The 21,161-nt window shown below is 38.9% G+C and carries 12 protein-coding genes and 2 pseudogenes; 6 read left to right on the top strand and 8 right to left on the bottom strand.

Going from position 1 to position 21,161, the window contains the following annotated elements; all coding sequences use genetic code 11:
* The first annotated feature begins 149 nt into the window (after positions 1–149).
* Complete coding sequence (locus AKK44_RS01735; RefSeq protein WP_161802563.1) at positions 150–3,785, top strand: S8 family serine peptidase; 3,636 nt, start codon at positions 150–152, stop codon at positions 3,783–3,785.
* 267 nt (positions 3,786–4,052) lie between these two features.
* Positions 4,053–4,344 (top strand): annotated as a pseudogene (locus AKK44_RS08590) (transposase); the annotation flags it as partial.
* Positions 4,345–4,505: 161 nt separating this feature from the next.
* Here AKK44_RS08590 and AKK44_RS01730 read toward each other — a convergent pair.
* Positions 4,506–5,195 (bottom strand): hypothetical protein, encoded by a 690-nt coding sequence (locus tag AKK44_RS01730; protein ID WP_236686641.1) that lies wholly within the window; start codon positions 5,193–5,195, stop codon positions 4,506–4,508.
* A gap of 219 nt (positions 5,196–5,414) precedes the next feature.
* Here AKK44_RS01730 and AKK44_RS01725 point away from each other — a divergent pair, with 219 nt between their 5' ends.
* Entirely contained in the window at positions 5,415–5,699 is a 285-nt protein-coding gene (locus AKK44_RS01725) for a hypothetical protein (RefSeq protein WP_152911045.1), read from the top strand.
* A gap of 240 nt (positions 5,700–5,939) precedes the next feature.
* Here AKK44_RS01725 and AKK44_RS01720 read toward each other — a convergent pair.
* Positions 5,940–6,257: pseudogene (locus AKK44_RS01720) on the bottom strand (transposase); the annotation flags it as partial.
* 266 nt (positions 6,258–6,523) lie between these two features.
* On the opposite strand from AKK44_RS01720, the gene AKK44_RS01715 reads away from it, so the two are divergent.
* Together AKK44_RS01715 and AKK44_RS01710 are read left to right on the top strand one after the other, a co-directional pair.
* Positions 6,524–6,745: an AbrB/MazE/SpoVT family DNA-binding domain-containing protein gene (locus tag AKK44_RS01715; protein WP_054278242.1), complete on the top strand. Its 222-nt coding sequence runs from the start codon at positions 6,524–6,526 to the stop codon at positions 6,743–6,745.
* Positions 6,742–7,149, top strand: coding sequence for a type II toxin-antitoxin system death-on-curing family toxin (locus AKK44_RS01710; RefSeq protein ID WP_054278241.1), 408 nt, complete (start codon positions 6,742–6,744; stop codon positions 7,147–7,149). Before AKK44_RS01715 ends, AKK44_RS01710 begins: the two co-directional genes overlap by 4 nt.
* A 258-nt stretch (positions 7,150–7,407) precedes the next feature.
* On the opposite strand, the gene AKK44_RS01705 is transcribed toward AKK44_RS01710, so the two are convergent.
* Positions 7,408–9,639, bottom strand: coding sequence for an LPXTG cell wall anchor domain-containing protein (locus AKK44_RS01705; protein WP_054278240.1), 2,232 nt, complete (start codon positions 9,637–9,639; stop codon positions 7,408–7,410).
* A gap of 302 nt (positions 9,640–9,941) precedes the next feature.
* Positions 9,942–12,479 carry a pneumococcal-type histidine triad protein gene (locus tag AKK44_RS01700; RefSeq protein ID WP_054278239.1) on the bottom strand — a complete coding sequence of 846 codons (2,538 nt, stop codon included), beginning with the start codon at positions 12,477–12,479 and terminating at the stop codon, positions 9,942–9,944.
* A gap of 213 nt (positions 12,480–12,692) precedes the next feature.
* Between AKK44_RS01700 and AKK44_RS01695 the strand changes: the two genes are divergently transcribed.
* Positions 12,693–13,865 (top strand): MFS transporter, encoded by a 1,173-nt coding sequence (locus AKK44_RS01695; protein WP_054278238.1) that lies wholly within the window; start codon positions 12,693–12,695, stop codon positions 13,863–13,865.
* Between the two features lie 736 nt (positions 13,866–14,601).
* Here AKK44_RS01695 and AKK44_RS01690 read toward each other — a convergent pair.
* From AKK44_RS01690 to AKK44_RS01675, 4 genes are all read right to left on the bottom strand, one after another.
* Positions 14,602–15,459, bottom strand: coding sequence for a YSIRK-type signal peptide-containing protein (locus tag AKK44_RS01690; protein ID WP_054278237.1), 858 nt, complete (start codon positions 15,457–15,459; stop codon positions 14,602–14,604).
* 254 nt (positions 15,460–15,713) lie between these two features.
* A complete protein-coding gene (gene leuS / locus AKK44_RS01685; RefSeq protein WP_054278236.1) occupies positions 15,714–18,215 on the bottom strand; it encodes a leucine--tRNA ligase in 2,502 nt (833 codons plus the stop codon).
* A 151-nt stretch (positions 18,216–18,366) separates the two neighbouring features.
* Positions 18,367–19,482 (bottom strand): IdeS/Mac family cysteine endopeptidase, encoded by a 1,116-nt coding sequence (locus AKK44_RS01680; protein WP_054278235.1) that lies wholly within the window; start codon positions 19,480–19,482, stop codon positions 18,367–18,369.
* A 212-nt stretch (positions 19,483–19,694) separates the two neighbouring features.
* Entirely contained in the window at positions 19,695–21,035 is a 1,341-nt protein-coding gene (locus tag AKK44_RS01675; protein WP_054278234.1) for an albumin-binding GA domain-containing protein, read from the bottom strand.
* Positions 21,036–21,161: the final 126 nt, after the last annotated feature.

Below are 21,161 nucleotides of genomic sequence, written 5' to 3'. Positions count from 1 at the left end.
ATCTAGAGATTATTCTAAACGATAAATCTCCTAAAACCTTTAACAGCTGAATAATTGCAGTCTATTTTTTTATTTATTTGCTATAATCGTATTGCTTTTTTATTAAAATAATTATATTATGAATAATGATAAAAAATGGAGGATGTGTTGTGAAAAATAATCATAAAAGATATAAAATGCTAGGTGTTTCATTGGTGGCGGTAAGCGCCCTTTTAATTAATGGAAATAACGTAGTAGCCGATGAGACTACGGACATGCCCTATATTGAAAAAAATTCTATTAAAGACGATAGTAGTAATCAAACCGTTACAATAGATACGTTAGATACGTCATTAGCGAAAGAGAACATCATTACAGATAAAGCTGTAGACGAAGAGGTCATCCAAGAGATGGAAGAGGTTTCTCAAAATAGCGAGAAGGTAACAACAGAGAAAAAAACAGAAAACTATACTAAGTTACCACCAGCTTATAAAAATATTGAGAATACCTCAGCAACTTTATTATCAGTTAATGACCCTTCTAAAGTAACACATTTGCAACATTTAGCAAACAAAGGACTTGGTAATGTTATTGCTGTGATTGATTCTGGTTTTGATATTGAACATTCAGCCTTTAAGTTAGATAAGGATATTGATAAGAATAAATTATACTATTCAGAAGCAACATTTAGAAAATTAAAGCAAGACAAAGAGATTGACTATGGTCAATGGATAAATGATAAAATTATCTTTGTATACGACTATATTAATGACACTAATATTGTTGGAAGAACAGCACTAGAAATGACCGAGGATGAATCTATCCTTATAAATCACGGAACACATGTGACCGGTATCGTTTCTGCTAATAGTCAGACAACAGCTGAAAACAATCTGCTTGTTACTGGAATTGCACCAAATGCTCAATTAATGTTGATGCGAGTTTCAACTGCTATCGGCGATTCAAAAAAAACAAAAGATAGCTCAGAAGTTTATGCTAAAGCTATTAAGGATGCTGTGTCGCTTGGTGCTAAGACAATTACAATGAGTTTCGGAAAAACTGCAGATTCGTGGATTGGATTGAGTCCAAAAGTTATGGAAGCCATTCAACTGGCTAAAGAGAATGGTGTAGCCCTTATTGCAGGGGTTGGAAATGATGGTGCTTTTGGAATGGACTATAGCAACCCTTTGGCAAGTAACCCTGATTTTGGAATGATCAGTAGTCCAGCTATTTCAGAAGATATTTTGACCGTTACTAACTACGACTCCGAAAAAAGTATTAGCCAAATGGTAACCGTTGAAAAAGCAGGGCAAAAGCAAGAATTTCCGATTATTTTGTCAAAATCTTTTGATGCCAATCAAGTTTATGGATTTGCTTTCGTAGATGTACCTGATGATAAACAGGAATTTGACAATTTGGCAGGGAAAATTGCTCTTGTTCAAAGACCGAATTCAATTCGTTTAGATGATTTAAAACCAATACTTGAAAAATTGGAAGGCGCAAACGCTAGCGGTGTCATTATCGTTAACAACCAAGAATATCAAAGTAATATCTTAATTCCTTATACAAAAATACCAGTTGGTTTTATGGGGAAAATAGATGGGGAAAATTTACTTAAAGACACATCCGCAACATTAAGCTTTAATCATATTTTTAAACTTGTTACTAATAATGGCGGCTTACGTATGGTTCCACAATCGAGTTGGGGCTTAAATGCAGAAGGACACATCAAGCCAGATATTGCTGCACCAGGTTTTGAGATTCTGTCAACACTTTCCGACAATAGTTTTGGAAACTTGTCGGGATCAAGTATGTCTACACCACATGTAGCGGGTATTGTAAGTTTGCTGCAATCTCATTTTGCTAACAAATATGCTCATCTTAACTTATCACCAGCAGAACTAACCGTTTTAATAAAAAATGTTTTGATGAGCTCAGCAACCGCTCTATACAGCCCAGAGGACAAGGCGTATTACTCTCCACGCCAACAAGGTGCTGGCGCCGTCAATGCTGAAAAAGCGGCAAATGCAAACTATTACCTGACCGGAGAGGATGGTCACGCTAAAATTAATTTAAAAAATGTTGACGATAAATTTACATTTACAGTGCGTATTCATAATCTGGATGGGAAAAATCATAATCTTTATTATCAAACAAACCTATTAACTGATCAAGTGATTAATGGGAAATTTGCCCTTAAACCACGCTCTTTATATAATAGTGAGTGGAAAGCAGTGACTTTAGTTGGAGATTATACTGATCTTGAGATTACGATAGACTCTAGCCAATTTAGTCAAGAGCTAACTAATCAAATGAAAAATGGCTATTTTTTAGATGGCTTTGTGCGATTTTCAAACAATCAAAATAGCAAAGAAGAAATCATGAGTATCCCTTTTCTAGGCTTCAAAGGAGATTTCGCCAATTTGCCAGCTCTTGAAAAATCAATCTATGAAAGCATTCAAAGTGGTAGTTTCTATCACAAAGCAAACAATCCAGAAAATAAGTTCCAATTAAATTATACCGATTACTTAGATGAATATAATCTATCAGAATATCAAACAATAAAGAACAAGGAAAGCAAAAACAACTACACTGCTCTACTTACAGAAGCAACGCCGTGGTTCTTATCACAAGACTTCAAAAATGGTGTTGAGTTAAGTTCATTTGCTCAAGAAATAAACAAATATATTGTTTTAGGTACTTTTGCTAAACAGAATGATGACAAAGATGAATCTTATAATCTAGTATTTGACAAAAACGAAAAGCCTTATTTAGTGATTTCGCCCAATGGAGATCAGAACCGAGATAAAATTATTCCTCAAGCAACTTTTTTACGCAACGTCAAAGACGTTAAGGCTATCGTATTAGATGCCAAAGGAAAAGTTGTATGGGAGCAAGTAGCTGGGACTCATTACCGAAAAAACTATAGCCTCAGCAAAAAAGAGACCGAAGGAAAATATAGAATTGAACAACTTGTTTGGGAAGGAAAAGATAATCAAAACGAGACTGTCGAAGACGGCCTTTATACTTACCGATTGCTTTATACACCAGTAGCAGATGATGCCTTGGAACAACACATGGACTTTTCAGTTATCGTTAGCAATAAGTTACCTGAATTGCCTTCTTTTGGAAACTACAACGTCGATTCAGGACAGCTTATTCTCGAGTATAAACCGAGTGTTGACAGCTTGCCAATTTATCGTTCCTTTGTTGCGTTTGCATATGAAGAGGGAATAGGGGAAGCTATCGAAGCTACAGATACAGATACAAGAGTTTCCGATGAAGACGAACTGATTTTTAAAATCAGCAAATACTTCTATGCAGATGAGAACGGAATGGTTATCATTCCTAAAGAAATCCCCTCAGAAGATGGAAGTGGCATGATTACAGTTGATGTTAACAAACTCATCGTAGTAGTTGAAGATATAGCTGGTAATTTTAACTCTATTAAACTATCTGAATTGTTAAAACATAACCCATCAGATAGTAACGCCAAACGAATAGATCAATCACCAAAACAAGAGCTTAAACCATCTGAACAAGATAATCAACTTAGTCCTACATACAAAGAAGATAAGAAACAATCAATATCTTCCAAACCTATTTTTAGTAATGTATTGGATTATAGAACTAGAGAAACCTCAGCATCTAAATATAAACGAGACAGAGTTTTACCTCAAACTGCTGATAGCAAAGGAAGTGTTCAAATGACATTAGGAGCTTTGTTCATTGCTATGGGGCAATGGATGGGCTTAAAGAAGAAAAAAAAGCCAAGACTAAAGAGAGTAAACCTTAAGTGTCAATGACTAAGTAATCTTTCGGATAATTAACTATATTCGTGTAGAAAAAATCTAATTGATATACTCCCCTTATAGTGGACAGTGAAAAACAAACATTCACTAGAAACGATAAGGGGAGTTTTCGCATGTCCTAAAATCAGTACATCAACGTTTAAGAGATGGGTAAGACGATACCAATTAAAGGGTAAAGTTGGACTTGAAGAAAGAATAGAAGTAAATATGATAAAGAGACTAAGAAAACTACTGTAAAGGTGAAAAGGCAACAGTTTTCACCATAGTGACAGAGGATTCCAGTATACCTCACGAGAATATCGCATGGTGACGGTGACAACCCAGTATCAAATAAGGCAATCTATGTCACATATTGGCAAGTGCATTGATAATGCTCCGATTGAAAGTTTTTTGGTCATTTTAAAACAGAATGTTATGATTTGAAAACCTAAAAAGCTATGAAGAGTTAGTTGATGATATTGATGCGTATATCTACTTTTACAATAACCAACGATTTCAAGAACGCAATAACGGCCTTGCCCCTCTTGAAACGAGGAACAAGGCCGTTGCTTAATCTTTTATTATTTCATTGTCTACTTGACAGGGTGCCGTTCAAATTGGTCCTCTCGAGATGTTAGTTTTTCATCTACCCAGTACAGTTGGCAAATAGTCTGTTCTAGTTTTGAGTCGAGAAATCTTTTTATCCCAGGCTCTTTTCTTGGTCTTATAAGGTGTTTAGTTATTGCTACCAAATTCACCGATGTAGCTTGGATATGAGTATGCTAATGGATTGTTCTGTTTGATCCCTGCTAAGAATGGAACGTTATTACCTTTACCTTTGTACTCTTCTTTTAATTTAGTTTTAAAAGTCCAGGTAGTCGTATGACCAAGTTTGCGATCTTCTTCTGGACTACCAAAATAGCCATAATTATCAACTAAAACTCTAGAAAAACCGCCATTATCTTTTAGCCTAGTAAAGCGGTCATAGCTTGCGCTCCATCCTGTCCATCCAGGAAACTTTTCCCATTCGCTATTAAAATTGCCTTTTTGGGTGTCCCAATCATAAAACCACTGAGTGTTATTTTTATGATGCCTTTCTTGTCTTCCGTCTCTGTAGTCGTCAACAATATCAATGCCAGTTGGTGCTTCTACTTCTTTTGGCAAAAAGACTGCAAAATCCGGATAAACCCATTTTTCTTTTGCGCCATTAAAAGTGACCTCCCATGTGATGTCATCGTTAGTGACGGTTTTTTTATAGTCAACAAATTTTCTAACATCAACACCACCATTCCAATACAAGTGGGTTTTACCAGTAATGTCAACCCAGTCTAAGGCGCTGGCTTTCTCAGTCGAAACGACCATCATTGCAGACAAAGCCATGCCAGCTGCTGTTAATTTAAGACAATTTTTTAGTAATGAATTCATAATTCATTATCCTCTCTTTTTTTAATATTTTAGTTTAATTGTTATAATTAACTAATTACAATTATATTTTAAGCTATAAATAAGTTTTTGTCAATACTTTTTGTCATAGTAAATTTATTTTTTAATCAAAATAAATTTTTAAACATCTTGTGATAAGTTATTTATTATAAAATAGATTCTCCTGTATACTGCTAGTATCAAATAGAGCTAGAGGATGTTTTGATATCACAAACTACTATACCTTTGAAGTTTCCACAATCACATCATTTTGATAAGAAACGCAAAAATGAGAGTTCCGTGAAGATACGTTTTGAAAATGGCAAAATGACTTGCACAAACACTGAAAATGAGGTTGAAGTTCTAATTGCTGAACAAGTTAACTGGCACATGGAGAGCTTTTCTTTCGGTATAATAAAGAAAAACATCAGGGGAAAAGCGATGAGTCTACAAGATAAAATTATTGAAAGCTTAACAAAACCGTTGAAGAAATTTCTAATGAGCTAACTTTCCTTAGCTCCATAGCAAATCGTCTGAAAAATCAATGACAATCAATGACTAGGATTAGGTAACTGAGTCTCTTTTAAGAAAATAAACTGTTTCTGAAGGAAGTGAATGGGTTCTAATTGAGTGAATCAGGTCGTTCCTCAATGGACTTAGCAGCAGACTTAAAGCGAGAGCTTGCCTTCTTATGTTTTCTCTGAAAAGGCAACACTTTTCTGTACAGATTTTATAAAGTGTTTTTTGTTAAGCGATCATTCGCTTGGTTATTGGTGTTTGGTAATTGAGACTGCTGTGAATTCGATGGTGGTTCCACCAGTGGACATAGTCCTTGGTTTTTAGGCTTAATTCTTCTAGCGATTGGAAGGTTTCTTGGTTGATAAACTCAAGTTTGAAGGAACGATAGGTACTCTCAGCTACGGCATTGTCATAGGGACAACCAGCTTGGCTAAGTGAGCGACTGATGCCAAAGGCCTCTAACATCTCATCTATCAGCTGGTTATCAAACTCCTTCCCTCTGTCAGAATGAAAAATATTGACCTTGGTAAGTGTATAAGACACGCTTCAAATGTTTTTTGGGGGGTTAATTTTTTTATAAAATTTTCTTATAAACGCAATAAGGATAGCAGAATAAAGATATTAACAAAACACTATAAAATCAAGCTTTTATAACTCATTTTCATTAAATAAATGTCCTTATAACCCAACACATCAACTAATAGATTACCAAAAAATTAGTTTTCGGAGCTTATGTAGTTGAGAAAATACGTATTCACTTTACTTTTTTGTATATTCATTTTATAATGTATTTACACAAGGAGGTAGACATCATGAATGTTGTTTTGCGTAAAACCGGGAACAGTACCGTCATTACTATCCCAAATAAAATTAGAGAAGCACTTGGAGCAGAAATTGGTACAGAAATCGAATTCGAGACATCTGGAAATACGGTTATCATTCGTAAAGCTAAACCAAAATTTGATTTTGATAAAGAACTAAAAAAAGCTATGAACCAATATGATGAACTATTGAAAGAATTGGTAGATAAATGAGATATCTAACTGCTGAAGATATTATCAAAATCAATGTTATGGTCATTGGCAAATATTCTCCTCTGGAACCTATTGGTATTGTTGATCCAGATAGTTTACAGATGATTGTTGAACAGCCAAAACAAGAAATATTTGGCAAAATTCTTTATCCAGATATATACAGTAAGGCATCTATCGTCTGGATTAATTTGATTAAAAAACACCCTTTTTACAATGCCAATAAACGAACAGCTATTCTTGCAATGCATCTGTTTTTTTCAATGAATGGCTATCAATCTAATCTTTCATTACATGATGGACTTGAAAAGACAATTGAAATTGCTACTTTTCAAGATGACTTTGAAGAATTAAAAAGGACCATTGTTGAATTCCTTAAACAAGGAGATAATGTAACAAAATTATGATTTAAAAAGGGGTTGTCAACTTTTAGTTGGCAACCCCTTTTTTATATCCTTCTACAATACTTCGAAAAGCGTACCAATGACTCTTGGAGTGAATCGGTTACAAGAACTTTGACAATTTCAAAAAACACATTTTCCTCGCTTTGAATATGACAAAAGAGAAGACGACATTCGTCTCCTCTCGCCTTTAGCTATAAGTCACCCACTACAGTTGACAATGAGCCGTTTTTGTTAAGATGATGAACACTAGTGAGTTTTGGTTTAGTCTTCTTTGCGTTTTGGCAAGAAAGCTAAGCCGACGCTTGCAAGAACTGCCATTGCTGTTGCGGTGAAGAATCCTGCTCCGGCGGCATCCCCAGTAGATGGCAAGCTTGCTTTTTGGTCATGTTTTTGCATGCTTGGTGCGTGTTGGTTTTGTGCTTTCTTAGATTCCGGAGCTTTTGGTGCTTTAGGAGCATCTTTTTCTTTTTTCTTCTCAATAGGAGTTGATGGGGTTAGCGGTGTCCAAGGAATAGACTCTTTCTTAGGTGCTTGTTCTGGTGTCTCAGGTTTTTCAGGAGTCATCGGTGCTTCAGGAGCCTTAGGCATATCTGGAGTTTGCTCAGGAGTTTTTGGTGACTCTGGCATCTCTGGAGTCTTAGGCTCTTGTGGCGCTTCTGGTTTCATCTCCTCTTTCTTAGACTCAATATCTTTTTTGAGGTTTTCGATTTCTTTAGCTTTCTTGTCGATGTCTGCTTTTAGCTTACCGATTTCCTCATTGAGAGTTTGTTTCTCTTTTTCACTCATCTCACGAGCATTTGCCAAGGCTTTGGTTAATTGCTCTACCTGTGCTTGGAGCTCTGCCTTTTCCTTTTCAAGAGTCGCCACTTGTGCTTGCTCAGCTGTTAATTTTTCCTGTGCCACACTGAGTTGTGCTTGTGTGTTTGTCAACTCTGTATTTGCTGCCGCAAGCTCTGTTGTCAAGTTTTGTTTTTCAGCGGTTAACATATTAACTTTCGCTTGAAGGTCAGCAATTTTAACCTTAAGTTCTGCTGAATTATCTGGAACTTCTGGCATTTGCTCTTTCTTAGCGTTTTCAAGAGCTTTTTGAGCATTTGCTAGTTCTTGCTCTTTTTGAGCGAGTTTTTCTTGAAGTTCATTTGCTTTTTTAGTTGTTAAATCATTCTTATTTTTGGCATCTTCAAGAGATTTTTGAGCATCCGCTAACTCTTTAGTTTTTTGATCTGCTTGATTTTGAGCATCCACGAGTTTTTGCTCAAGTTCTTCTTTTTGTTTTAAGATTTCTTCTTTACCATCGCCTTTGGCAATAGCATCCTCAAGATTTTTTAGTTTTTGCTCAAGTTGTTTTTTAGCATCCTCTGCTTCTTTTCTTGCTTTTTCAGCAGCTTCTGCTTTTTCATGTTGAATTAAAATTTCTTTGTTATATTCTTTAACTTTTTGTTGGGCTCGCTTAGCACTTTCTTCCGCTTTTTTCCACTTAAAGGACCATTCATCTGCGTTTTGCTTAGCTTTAGCCACTTCTTCTGAAATTCTTGCTTTTTCTTTTTCAGCTTCATTGAGCTTTTCGCGAAGATTCTTTACTTTTTCAGTCTCATTTTTTTTAATGTTTTCAAGTTCTTTGACTAGAATCTCAAGTTGTTTTTCTATTTCAACTTTTTTCCTATAAGCAGCATCCACCTCAGCCTCCGCTTTTTCTGTTCTTTCTCTCTGTGTCGAAACTTCATCAGAAAGGCGCTTACTCTCCGCTTCCAAAGCTTCATTTTTAGTTTTAAGTTCATTTAACTCTCTAATCGCTCGCATAGCGTAAGAACTCGAATCCTGAGCTGATTTCTCCGCTTTTTTCCACAAAGAACTCACCTCATCAGCTCTTCTCTTAGAGGCTGCACTACTTTCTAAAGCTTTTTCTGTTCTTTCTTTCTGTGTCAAGACTTCATCAGAAAGGCGTTTACCCTCCGCTTCCAAAGTTTCGTTTTTAGTTTTAAGTTCATTTAACTCTCTAATCGCTTGCATAGCATAAGAACTCGAATTTTGTGCTAATTTTTTAGCTTCGTCACGTTCTTTTATGCGTTTTTTAACCTCTTCAAAAACTAATTTTCTGTTTTCTGCATTATCACCTGTTCTACCCCCACTAGATCCCGATCTATCCTCATTAAAGTAAGGTATTAAAAAATTTAAACGCTCTATTTTATTTTGAACTCTTAAATTAGCGTCTAAATTGGCATCACCAGATACTATTAATAGCAACGTTAATAACACGTCTAGGTCTGATGTATCCAATGAACCTTTCAACTTTGTTGTGTCTAGTTCTTTATTTTCGCTTTTCAAAGTGCTCTCATAAAGCCTAGTTAATTTATCATACAAAGACTGGTTCCCATTGCTATTTGTCTCTGCGCTAACATTTTTTGCATCTACACTTCCCATCAAACTTCCTACAACTAGGGCTGCTGCTAGTGTTTGCGTGCATAGACGTTTAAATCTCGATTTTTTCATCATCTCTGTCTCCATTTTCTCAATATGTTAATTTTTTCTCATCTTATGAGTTTGAAGACTCTTTTTGATGAGTTTTTCCTTTTTCATATTATCGTTTTCCTTGGCATTTGACTAGTGTAAAATCTTTTTTTTTTTGGTATTTTTCATTACTCTATTCTTTTTTTTATGCGTCTTATTAGTTCGTGACCCTTTTTATGTTCTCATTTTTTCATTTGGTGAGATAAATAGTCCAAAAAGCCTAGCTTCTTTAAAGAAGCTAGGCTGACTAGAGAGGGCAAGAGCTTAGAAACTCTTATAAGTTTTAACTAGTACTCAAAATCATATAGTGGATCCGAAGGGTCGAGGGTGTTTGGCTGAGGTTCTGGGATGAGCGGCTCGTCTGCCAGAGTAGATGCGGATAAGTCTGGAGTGTGGTGTCCATTATTTAGCCAATCTTCCCACGAATCTTCGATTTCTTCATCTGTTTTTTCTGCTGCGCCACCTTGAGTCTCACCAATCAGGTCTAGATCTGAATTAAAATCAGGTTGTTCTTTGTTGGTGTTATCCTCTGGTTTTACAGTCGGAGTATCAGACTCTTTGTCTCCTGTTTTTGATTTTTCTACAAAGTTAATGGTATAGACCTTGTCTTCGGTGACGGGGACCTCATCATTAGCTATGATGTCAGTAGAGACTTGGGCTTGGTACCCTTCTTTTGGCTGAGTAGCTGGTGGTAAAATTCCTGCTTGGCTGAGGCTGGTGCCTTTTCGAACCAGGTAAACGATGCTCTTGGTTCTGCCGAGAAGCGTGACGAGCTCGCCGTTGTCCCCTGCTTTAAAGGCAATAGCCACATAGTTTCTCGGATTGTGCCAGTAGTAGTTGGGATGACGACTAGGGTCGTTCTTGTCAGTCGGGTTATTGTGATTCTTAGGGAGATATGGGCCAATATAAGGTGCTGTTGTCCCAAAAGCAGCCATGCTGATGGTAGTGCTGACTGGTGAGTTGTCATCTCTAGATCCATCAGTGATGTTACGCCACTCAACAAACTCGTAGTTGTCATTTGGTACTGGGGTAGGTGGGACGAGCCCTTGTTCTCTGGCTTGCTTCCAGGTTAGGCCTGGCTTGACAAAATAGGTAAAGCCGCCCTGAGTCACACCATTAGCAGCCAGTCTGCCGTTCAGGATGGTAGTGTACTTGATTGGAACATAGGTAGACAAATCTAGGTCTGCGACATTATCACCTGGGCCGTAGACTCCTTTTTTCGGTTGTTGTCTTTCCTTATCAAAGGTTGCGTGAAAAGCTCGGTTTTCTCTGGCCATTTTCCCAGAAGTTGGAAGCTCTGCACTCCAGCCTTTAAAGACTCTGCCATCACGCTGAATAGCTGTCGGAGGTGTGATGTGGAGGTCTTTCCAGTCTAGGTCTTTGCGGACTAAATAGTAGACGGTTTTGACCTTTTTGCCATCAATCTCCAGGTCGCCGTATTCACTATTGGTGTTAAATTGCAAGAGCACAAAGTTTTTGATGTTTTTGATGCCGTCTACGCGATAGTGCTGATAAACCCCATCACGGGTAAAGCGCTCGATAGGTCCCTCAGTGTAAAATGGACCGTAGACACTCTGAGTCTCCAACTCTAAGTTTGTGGTCTCTGTTGCGATGTCGCGTTCTGGGTCGTCTGGTAAGGTCGGATCAATCTTGTAGGTGTGTGAGTGGTCGCCGTGGCGGACACTGATGTAGTTGCCACTGACCGTAATGTTCTCACGCTTGACCTTGTAACGGTCGATAAAGGCTTTGATAAGACGCTCTTTTCTCGCTTCAGGTGTTTCACCATCGATGGTTTTATCAACCTCTTTTTGTGCCTGTGTGTCTGGATCCTCAAATGGTTTGCTGACATCGATATCCTTGAGAAGGAGGATATGATGATGATCGCCGTGTGGGTACTGTAAACCTACCTCACCCTTATCTGTTGTGATTTTTTGAATCTTATCAGGCGAGATATGGAGCTGTTTGGCTAAATAGGCGAGCTTAGCTTGATAATCTGCCTCTGCTTTGTTCTCAACCTCAGGGGCTAATGGTTGTTTTTGATAACGGTCAGCGATGTGACCCCATTTGCTACGGCGTAGCTCTTCAAAACTAATCGGATGTAAGTGCCCTTTATGATTTACTAAAATCCCTGTTTCTGTGGTGCCTGTGATATTGTTGCCATCAAATAAGAAATTATCACTGGTTGGGTAGTCAAGACCTGCAATACCGTTTTGGTTAGGTAATTGTTGTGGTGGGGTTGATGGGAGTTTTGGCTGATAGGTGAGGACCTGTCTGGTGTGATTAGCCACCTGAGGTGTTAAGGTTGATTTTAGGATGTAGTGGTAGTGGTCACCGTGGCGAACGGTATAGCCAAGAGCATCTTCTGCCACGATATCCGCCGGGTTAAAGACATAGTTGTCAGCGACTGCACCACTGTGGTGATGAGCAGCTCTAGGTGTTGGGCTTGTCGCCTGTGCCAAATTGGTTCCTTCTGGGATTAGATAAGCCCACTTGGTGCCTTTTAGGTCTGCGTAAAAGATAAAATGGCTGTGCCCATTATGATCTAAGACAAGACCTTGGTCTGTTTTACTTTTGATTTGTGACTCACTTGTAAATAAAAAGCCATCATCTGTTGGGTAATCGATGCCTGAGATACCTTTTTGTTCTTCTTTAGCCATTCGTTTTTTACGATTTTTGGCATTTTTAGCTTTTTTATGTTTTTTAGTGGTTTGATGGGTTTTTGTCTTGTCTGATGACGATTTATCTTGTTTTTGACAAGCTGACAGGCTAAGCTGACAGGTGAGTAATACCCCTACCACAGCGAGGATGTGTTTACGATTTTTCATGAAGATTCCTTTCTTAACCGGTTTAATTTTTACTGGTTAAGTATAGCAAGTCTTTTTGAAAAAAACAAGTGGTAATTTTTGTTTTTTTATCTAAGTCAAGCAGTTTAGAGAGGAGTAGATTTTGCAGATTTTTTTGGGTATACTAATAGCAGGAAATCACGTGCCCACTCTTTTATGTGAGGCGCTTTATTACTGTATTACAAAGGAGTTGTTATGAAAGAAAATTTGGAAAAGTTGAGCATTTTGTCCTTGTCGTTTATGTTGGTGTCGTCTTTTTCAATTTCACCAGCCTTACCAGAGATGCTGACTTTTTACCAGAGTTATCCCGCCTCTAAAGTAGAAGTTTTGGTGTCTTTGCCTTCATTTGCCATCATGCTGACGCTGCTGTTGAGCGGGCCTGTGACTAAACTCGTATCAGATAAAACTATTATTATCAGCGGCTTGACCCTTGCTAGCTGTGCAGGAATATTCCCCGTTTTTTCGCAGGTTTATGAGTTAGTCTTTGTTTCTAGACTGCTCTTAGGTGTCGAAATCGGACTGATTAATGCTCGCGCCATCGCCTTGATTAGCGAACGTTATCAAGGGCAGACCCGAGTCAGACTCCTCGGCTACCGTGGTTCTGTCGAGGTATTTGGCTCTGCCTTTTTGACAGTGCTTGCTGGACAGTGCTTGCGTTTTGGTTGGCCTTATGCCTTTTTAGCCTATGCCTGTGGCTTTATCAGTCTCTTGCTTTACGTCTGCTTTGTTCAACCAACCGCCCACACCTTACCTTCAGAAGCTGAGCTTTTGCATTCTGGTCGTTGGAAACTAACCGGTTGGCAATTCATTATGGTTGCAAGTACTTTGGCCTTAGCTGTTGAGACTGTTTTGATTAACGCCTCTATCTACCTGAGACTGCCTCTTTTGATGCTTGGTTTAGGCAATTTTTCAAGCGAACAAGCGTCACTAGTACTTGGTGGTCAGCAACTGGTTGGGATTTTATCTGGGTTTTTCTTTGCCTGGCTGTTGGCGCATCTAAAGGGATTGTTGGCTCCTGTGGCAGAGTTTGGTTTTGCCCTTTCCTTAGCTGGGCTAGCACTGAGCTCTTCGGTAACTTGGTTTGTGCTGAGTGCCATCGTGAGTGGCTTTTTCTTTGGAATCAAGATTACCCTAGTTTTTAATACCCTTTCTGAGCATTTACCTAGCCATTTGCTCAATCAAGCAACTGCAATTATCCTTTTAGGCTGTAGCTTTAGTGCCTTTTCAGCACCTTTTGCTCTGACTATTTTAGACAGACTATCTGGCAGTGGTTACCAATCATTTTTCTACTATAGCATGGTGTCAGTTACTTATGGTATCATTCTTCTTGGGCTTTCTATGAGAAAGACAAAAAAAGAGTCTAACTAATCTTGCAGAGGGTCCCCTCTGCTTTTTGATGCCTTGATAATTATTTTTATTAAAAATATATTGACTAAATGATAATAAGATGGTAAATTATTTTTATGTTAGAAGGATAGAGGAAGTTAAGGTAGCCAGCACAAGAAAAACTAGCTACAGTTTCTTGTGTCATGCTAGTGACTTTACACCGATTCTTCTGCAAATTAGCTGTTAGGTAATCAAAACAAACGCTTAGACATCTAAAAGGCTAATTTCCGTTATCATCCTTACGATAACTTAGCTATCTGGCTTTGCCCTTGTGCTTGCGAGATGGCTTTTTTATTGTTCTCAAAAACGTTAAAAAGAGTGCTTAAAATTTATTTCTGCTAGTCGCTTCTTAAAAAGAAACCGTTCACTTTTTTACTTATTTTATTAAAAAAGTATTGTCAAAATGTTAGCTTTATAGTAAACTAAATTTATATTAAGAGAGAAAGGAAACTGTTTATGAAGTTTGCGTTGAGACGATTAGCATCACATCTGTTGATTTTGCCAATTAGCCTATTCCCACTTGTCTTCCAGATCATTCGTAATCGCTACTAATGGTTGACTCGATAAGACACTTAAACATTTTAAACTAACTTCCGTTATCATGTGATGATAACACAGCTACCTAGTCTGGCCAGTTTCGGTGCTAGGTAGTTTTTTTGTGCTCAAAAAGAACCTTCTCCTTGTGAGAAGGTTCTTTTGAAAACCATGTGATTTCTAGTTAGCGCTTGTTTTTGGGTTGGCTCTTGCAGTTGCTACCCGCTAATCCTGCTAATAAGAGCATTCCTAGGAGACTAAATTTGCTTTGTGTCTTATCTCCTGTGCTTGGAAGTTTTTGCGTTGTTGCTTGTTTTGGCTGTCCTAGGACACGAACATGGCTGACCAGCGATTGTGGCTGGTGACTAGCTCTGCCTTTTTCTTGGGCAGAACGGGTCTCTTTCAGGATTTTCAGCATGGCATCAACCACATCGTTTTGACGGGCTTTGATTGACTGCTTACCTGAAACATGGTAGCCGTTTGGTAGGTCAACCTGGATGGTGTAGTTCCCTTCATTCAGCACCTTGCCATAAACCTCTGGCATATAGAGAGACTGATCTAGACGAGTAAACTGACCGTCCTCCGCTGTCAGATAGACCTCGCTATCCTCTGGTAGGAGCTGGTCAAAATGCAGACGAATGGTTCCTGGCTCTGCCTTTTCCATGTCAAAGCTGATGCGCATGGCCTGATGCTCTGCGTCAATTCCTGTATCAATAATGGCAACAACCATTCCTTGACCTTTGTACCCCTTGTCCCAGGCATCACTTGTTTTAATCAAGTCATGGGTAGCCATATTGACAGGAGCTGTTTCTGCCTCGGTAGAGTGTGCTTCTACTAATGGTACTTGTTCCTTTGGAGTCGCTTCTAACTCAGCTTCAGTCTGCTCTGTGGACTTAACTGCTAGGTTACTAATTGAAGGTGTACTCTCTCCTTGCACCTCATTAGCTGCCACCTGCATGCCAGTTATAAAAATACTACCAACCAAAACGGAAACCATGCCCGATTTGTATTTCCTAAGTGAGAAGCGTTGTTTTCTTTCCACTCATCATCCTCCTATGATATCGATTATTTATCACACCCAAATTACTAGTTCATTTTATATTAATAATACTTACATATTTAAGCATATCTATTCAAAAAAAGCAATCTCTCTTCATAGGAATTAGAGATATTTTTGAACTTTTTACTCAAAAAGTGGTCAAAATATTAAGAAATCATCAAAAAAAAGACCTGATGACACGCCAAAAGAGCGACTCATCAGACCTTTTTAGAGATATTGGAAATTTGGGGGTGGTTTTATTTGATAACGATATTAACCAGCTTGTTTGGCACAGCAATGACTTTGACAATGTCTTTGCCTGCGATTTCAGCTTTGATTTTCTCATGTGTTAGGGCTGTTGCTTGGAGCTCTTCTTTAGAGAGGTCTTTTGCAACTGTTAGCTTAGCTTTAACCTTACCTTTGATTTGAACAACGATTTCAACATCATTTTCAACCAATTTTGACTCGTCCCAAACTGGCCATGCCACATGCGAAATGGATTCGCCCGATGCGGTTAGCATTTGCCACAATTCTTCTCCTAAATGAGGAGCAAATGGTGCAATCAACTGCACAAAGCCTTTAGCGTGTTCAACATAGAGGCTATCTTCTTTGTTAGCTGCATTGACAAAAATCATGAGCTGTGCAATAGCTGTGTTGAATTTCATGGTTTCGACTTGCTCTGTGACGGCCTTGACGGTTTCATGATAAACTTTATCCAAAGCACCGCTATTGTCAGCAACGATTTCCTTAGTGGTCACCAAACGGTAGACACGGTCAAGGAACTTGCGGGCACCTTCTAAACCATCTTCGCTCCAAGCAATTGATGCATCCAATGGTCCCATAAACATTTCATAAACACGAAGGGTATCTGCGCCGTACTGCTCAACAACATCATCAGGATTGACAACGTTTTTGAGAGATTTAGACATTTTAGCAGGTGCTTGCTCTAGCGCTTCGCCTGTTTCGATATGGAAGAAAGCCCCTTCGCGTTTTTCAACTTTGTCAGTCGCAACCAGTGCACCGCGATGATCACGGTAGCTTGTGCCTAAAATCATTCCTTGATTAAAGAGTTTTTGGAACGGTTCCTTGGTTGGGACAACCCCTAAATCATAGAGCACCTTATGCCAGAAACGTGCATAAAGCAAATGCAAGACAGCATGTTCTGCTCCACCCACATAGATGTCAACAGGTAGCCATTGCTTGAGGAGCTCCTCGTCTGCTAGTTTTTCGTCGTTGTGCGGATCAATGTAGCGTAGGTAATACCAGCTAGATCCTGCCCACTGTGGCATGGTGTTGGTTTCACGACGACCTTTGACGCCGTCTTCACGAGTTACTTCAAGCCAATCTGTCAAATTAGCCAAAGGCGACTCTCCTGTCCCTGAAGGGCGAATGTCACTAGTCACAGGTAAGACAAGTGGCAATTCAGCTTCTGGCACAGCTGTTGAGGTGCCATCTTCCCAGTGGATAATTGGAATTGGCTCACCCCAATAACGCTGACGTGAAAAGAGCCAGTCGCGTAGTCGATAAGTCACTTTTTCCTGACCAACTGCATGTTCTTCTAGCCAAGAAATCATTTTAGCAATGGCATCTGCCTTATTAAGGCCGTCTAAAAATCCTGAATTGATGTGCAGACCATCTTCGGTGTATGCAGCCTCTTGAACATTGCCTCCCTCAAGAACTGGGATAATGTCTAGGTCAAATTGCTTGGCAAAGGCCCAGTCACGTTCATCATGAGCTGGTACTGCCATGATAGCACCTGTACCGTAGCTAGCAAGAACGTAGTCCGCAATCCAAATTGGCATTTCTTTGCCATTGACTGGATTGATGGCATAACTTCCTGTCCAGACACCAGTTTTGTCCTTAGAGAGGTCTGTACGAGCAAGGTCTGATTTGAGACTGGCTTGATACTTGTACTCTGCCACAGCCTGCGCTTGCTCTGGTGTGGTGATTTGCTCTACCAGTGCATGTTCTGGCGCCAAGACAGCATAGGTCGCTCCAAACAAGGTATCAGGACGAGTGGTAAAGACCGTAAAGTCTTGGTCACTGCCTTTAGTTTTAAAAGTAACATTAGCTCCTGTTGATTTGCCAATCCAATTGCGTTGCATGTCTTTGATAGACTCTGGCCAATCAACTTCTTCTAAGTCTTGGAGTAAACGCTCAGCATAGGCTGTGATTTTTAGCATCCATTGGCGCATTGGTTTGCGAACAACTGGATAGCCCCCACGCTCAGACGTGCCATCAGGTAAAACTTCCTCATTAGCGATAGCTGTTCCAAGCTCTTCTACCCAGTTGACTGGAACTTCTGCTTCATAGGCTAGGCCTTTTTCATACAATTTTGTAAAAATCCACTGGGTCCACTTATAGTAACTCGGGTCAGTCGTATTGACCTCACGGTCCCAGTCGTAAGAAAAGCCAAGGCTATTAATTTGGCCTTTGAAGGTTTCAATATTTTTGGCAGTAAATTCTGCTGGGTCATTGCCTGTGTCCATAGCATACTGCTCTGCAGGTAAACCAAAAGCGTCCCAACCCATGGGATGTAGGACATTATAACCCTGAGCGCGCTTGAAGCGGCTCAAAATATCTGTCGCAGTATATCCTTCTGGATGCCCAACGTGTAGGCCCGCCCCTGAAGGATACGGAAACATATCCAGTGCATAAAACTTCGGTTTTGAAGCGTCTGTTCCTGTTTTAAACGTGTGATTTTCTGCCCAAAAGGCTTGCCATTTAGGCTCAATCTCTTTGTGATTATAGAAAGTCATGTGAGTTCTCCCATGTCAAAATGTAGTACTTGTTATTATATCACGTTAAGCTTGTTTTAGAAACACGTTACTGCCTCTAAAGATTAGAAAACATCAGCAAAAAAGTCCTGCCAACAACTGACAGGACACTATCCTCAAATAAGTATACTTACTATTGAGCTGGCCACATGTCTTTGCCACTAGAGAGACTACCTAGACGCAAGAGTCGAGACCCTAAGACTTCGCCTTCTACTTTTTGTGCTGAAATGGCTACATGTCCTTCCTTATTTTTACCGACATAGTATTTTTTCATTCCCACATCAGTACTATTGTCTGAATCCGCAACATATATCGCGACTAATTTCTCATCTTGATCAAAATCTGCTCCCCACAAATTAACCACGTGAGCCATTCCAATACCTGCATAAGTATAAGAAATTGCTAAAGCTTTGCCTTCTTTTAACTCTTGCTTAATCAATTGACCAATTTCTTCGATGCTCTTGTCATCTAAGTCATGACGGCTAGTCAATTTTTTGTGACTATCTCCTCTGTTAAACACATGGTCAAAGACACCACCTCGATTGTCTTTTCTTGTATTAGAAGTGTTGGTTTCGCTTAAATCGTTAATTGATAAATAGTAACCATTGATAAACATGTCTAGGACGCGATCGACAATGAGTCCTGTATTACGTCTGCTAATATCTGGAAAGGCTTTTTCCTGGAAATAAGTAAAGAGGGCACTGTCTTTTTGCTTATCTTTAGTCTTAATAAGCTCCTCCATCGATAAAAATTTTTCTCCTCTAAAACTAATATTAGCTTTTTCAGGATGCTCCTTGAGATAACGATCTATTTGCTCCTTGTTCTGATCAAACCACCAATGCAGCATATTACCTGCGGTTGCTGCAGCACACAAGAGGTTATCACGACCATTAAAACTTTTAGTAATGTTATACCATCCTTGATTTGACTGGTAAGGGTAATGAAGAAAACCATCAGTATGACGTTTAAATTGCTTGGTGTCAAGTTTTTGCATACCTACGGTCCACACTGTATTAACCTTAGTATCTGGATCACTTAAATTAGCCGTTTGAACATTTTCAGCAGTAACTAGATTTGTCTCATTTTGATTGCTATCAACTGATACCGAGATGGTTGATGCTGATCTATTATCTGCATGAGCTTTTTCAGGCACACTCAACAGGCCACCTGATAATAAAGCCCCTAACAAAAGTGTTCTTGCACTGATTCTGAAATATCGTGGCAAGCCTTTGCTGTTTTTCTTATTCATTAACTTTCTCCTTTTAAACAGATATATTATTTTAGAATAATATTATATCCATTACATGAGTATCATTCAATGTATTTTTAATCAAATTTTATTAAAATGAGCTTTTTTTATTTTTCTTCGAACATTTGATGGCTATCAAGAAACAAAAAAACCGAGAAACCAATTGGTCTCTCGGGTTAACACCTCACTATAAGGCAAGGCTTGTGATGTTATTAGTCTTCTTTGCGTTTTGCTGAGAATGCAACCATACCGGCACCAGCCATAACAGCCATTGCTGCAGCTGTAAAGAATGGGTTTGTTGCTTCTCCTGTTGATGGCAATTGGTTTGCAGCTTTAGGTGACATTGCTTTAGGAGCCATCGCTTTAGGAGCTACTGGCTTAGCTGGAGTCAATTTAGTCATTGGTACTGATTTACCAGCATCTGGTTTGTCAGCTTTTGGTTTGTGAGCTTCTGGTTTATCAGTTTCTGGTTTGTGAGCTTCTGGTTTTTCAGCTTCTGGTTTTTCAGCTTCTGGTTTTTCAGTTTCTGGTTTTTCAGCTTCTGGTTTTTCAGCTTCTGGTTTTTCAGTTTCTGGTTTTGCAAGTGATGACAGAATAAGTTCTTTCAGCGCTTTCACACCTTCGACAGTTTTAGCACCGTCAATTTTGCTGATGAAGAAGTCGCTTACACCTGCTGCTTTCAATTCTGCTTTAGCTGCCGCTTTAGCTTCTGACAGTTTGATAGACTTAATAGTGTCTTCTGCTGGGGTTTGTTCTTTCAAGAAATCAACAAGGCCTTCTGTGCCTTCTTGGATGCGGTTAACTTTAGCTGCTTCAACAACTTCTGATTGAAGTTGTTTAACCCCTTCAACGGTACCAGCTTTTTCAATCATCTTCTTGTAGAAGTCGCTCACACCATATTTGTCAAACTCTTTAAGAGCAGCGTCTTTAGCTTCTGCTAATTCAATTGCTTTAACAGTGTCTTCTGCTGGTGTTTGTTCTTTCAAGAAATCAACAAGGCCTTCTGTACCTTCTTGGATACGGTTAGCTTTAGCTGCTTCAACAACTTCTGATTGAAGTTGTTTAACCCCTTCAACGGTACCAGCTTTTTCAATCATCTTCTTGTAGAAGTCGCTCACACCATATTTATCAAACTCTTTAAGAGCAGCGTCTTTAGCAAACTCAAGTTTGTAATCTTCAACAGTTTTCACTTCTGAACCTGTCAAAGTGTTAAGGCCTTCTGAAAAGCCTTCAAGGTTTTTAGCAATTTTATCTTGTTTTACTTTAGCTGTTAATGCATCAACAGCAGTTACTGAAGCAGCATCAATAAATTTGCCTTCGTATGATGCTTTTTCTGCATCAGATAGATTTTTATCATCGTATAATGCATCAAGTGCCGTTGCTTTAGAGCTTGAAAGATCTTCTGAAGCTTTAGCTTCAGTTGTCATTGCCATAACGTCATCTGCGTTAACAGCTGTTGTTAATGAGCTACCTACTATTAAAGCTGCTGATACTGATGCTAGTCCAAAGACTGATTTTCTCAAGCAATACTTTACCTGTTTGTTTTTTTCCATTTCCAATTCCCCTTTAATTTGTTACGGAAGTTAGTTTATCTCAATTATCACGATTGATAACCATAGTACAATTATAAATACTGTTTCTCATTAAGTCAAGGTAAAGCCTGGTTTCTTTTCGTTTCT

Origin of the sequence: Streptococcus phocae, assembly GCF_001302265.1 — a bacterium.
GTDB lineage: Bacteria > Bacillota > Bacilli > Lactobacillales > Streptococcaceae > Streptococcus > Streptococcus phocae.
Note: the sequence above shows the minus strand (reverse complement) of the source record. Positions and strands in the feature narration are given on the sequence as shown.

Excerpts from the sequence above, each read along its gene's own strand:
- leuS (WP_054278236.1), bottom strand. The coding sequence starts at position 18,215 with ATGACTTTCTATAATCACAAAGAGATTGAGCCTAAATGGCAAGCCTTT.
- AKK44_RS01710 (WP_054278241.1), top strand. The coding sequence starts at position 6,742 with ATGAGATATCTAACTGCTGAAGATATTATCAAAATCAATGTTATGGTC.
- AKK44_RS01680 (WP_054278235.1), bottom strand. The coding sequence starts at position 19,482 with ATGAATAAGAAAAACAGCAAAGGCTTGCCACGATATTTCAGAATCAGT.
- AKK44_RS01700 (WP_054278239.1), bottom strand. The coding sequence starts at position 12,479 with ATGAAAAATCGTAAACACATCCTCGCTGTGGTAGGGGTATTACTCACC.
- AKK44_RS01675 (WP_054278234.1), bottom strand. The coding sequence starts at position 21,035 with ATGGAAAAAAACAAACAGGTAAAGTATTGCTTGAGAAAATCAGTCTTT.
- AKK44_RS01695 (WP_054278238.1), top strand. The coding sequence starts at position 12,693 with ATGAAAGAAAATTTGGAAAAGTTGAGCATTTTGTCCTTGTCGTTTATG.
- AKK44_RS01705 (WP_054278240.1), bottom strand. The coding sequence starts at position 9,639 with ATGATGAAAAAATCGAGATTTAAACGTCTATGCACGCAAACACTAGCA.
- AKK44_RS01715 (WP_054278242.1), top strand. The coding sequence starts at position 6,524 with ATGAATGTTGTTTTGCGTAAAACCGGGAACAGTACCGTCATTACTATC.
- AKK44_RS01730 (WP_236686641.1), bottom strand. The coding sequence starts at position 5,195 with ATGAATTCATTACTAAAAAATTGTCTTAAATTAACAGCAGCTGGCATG.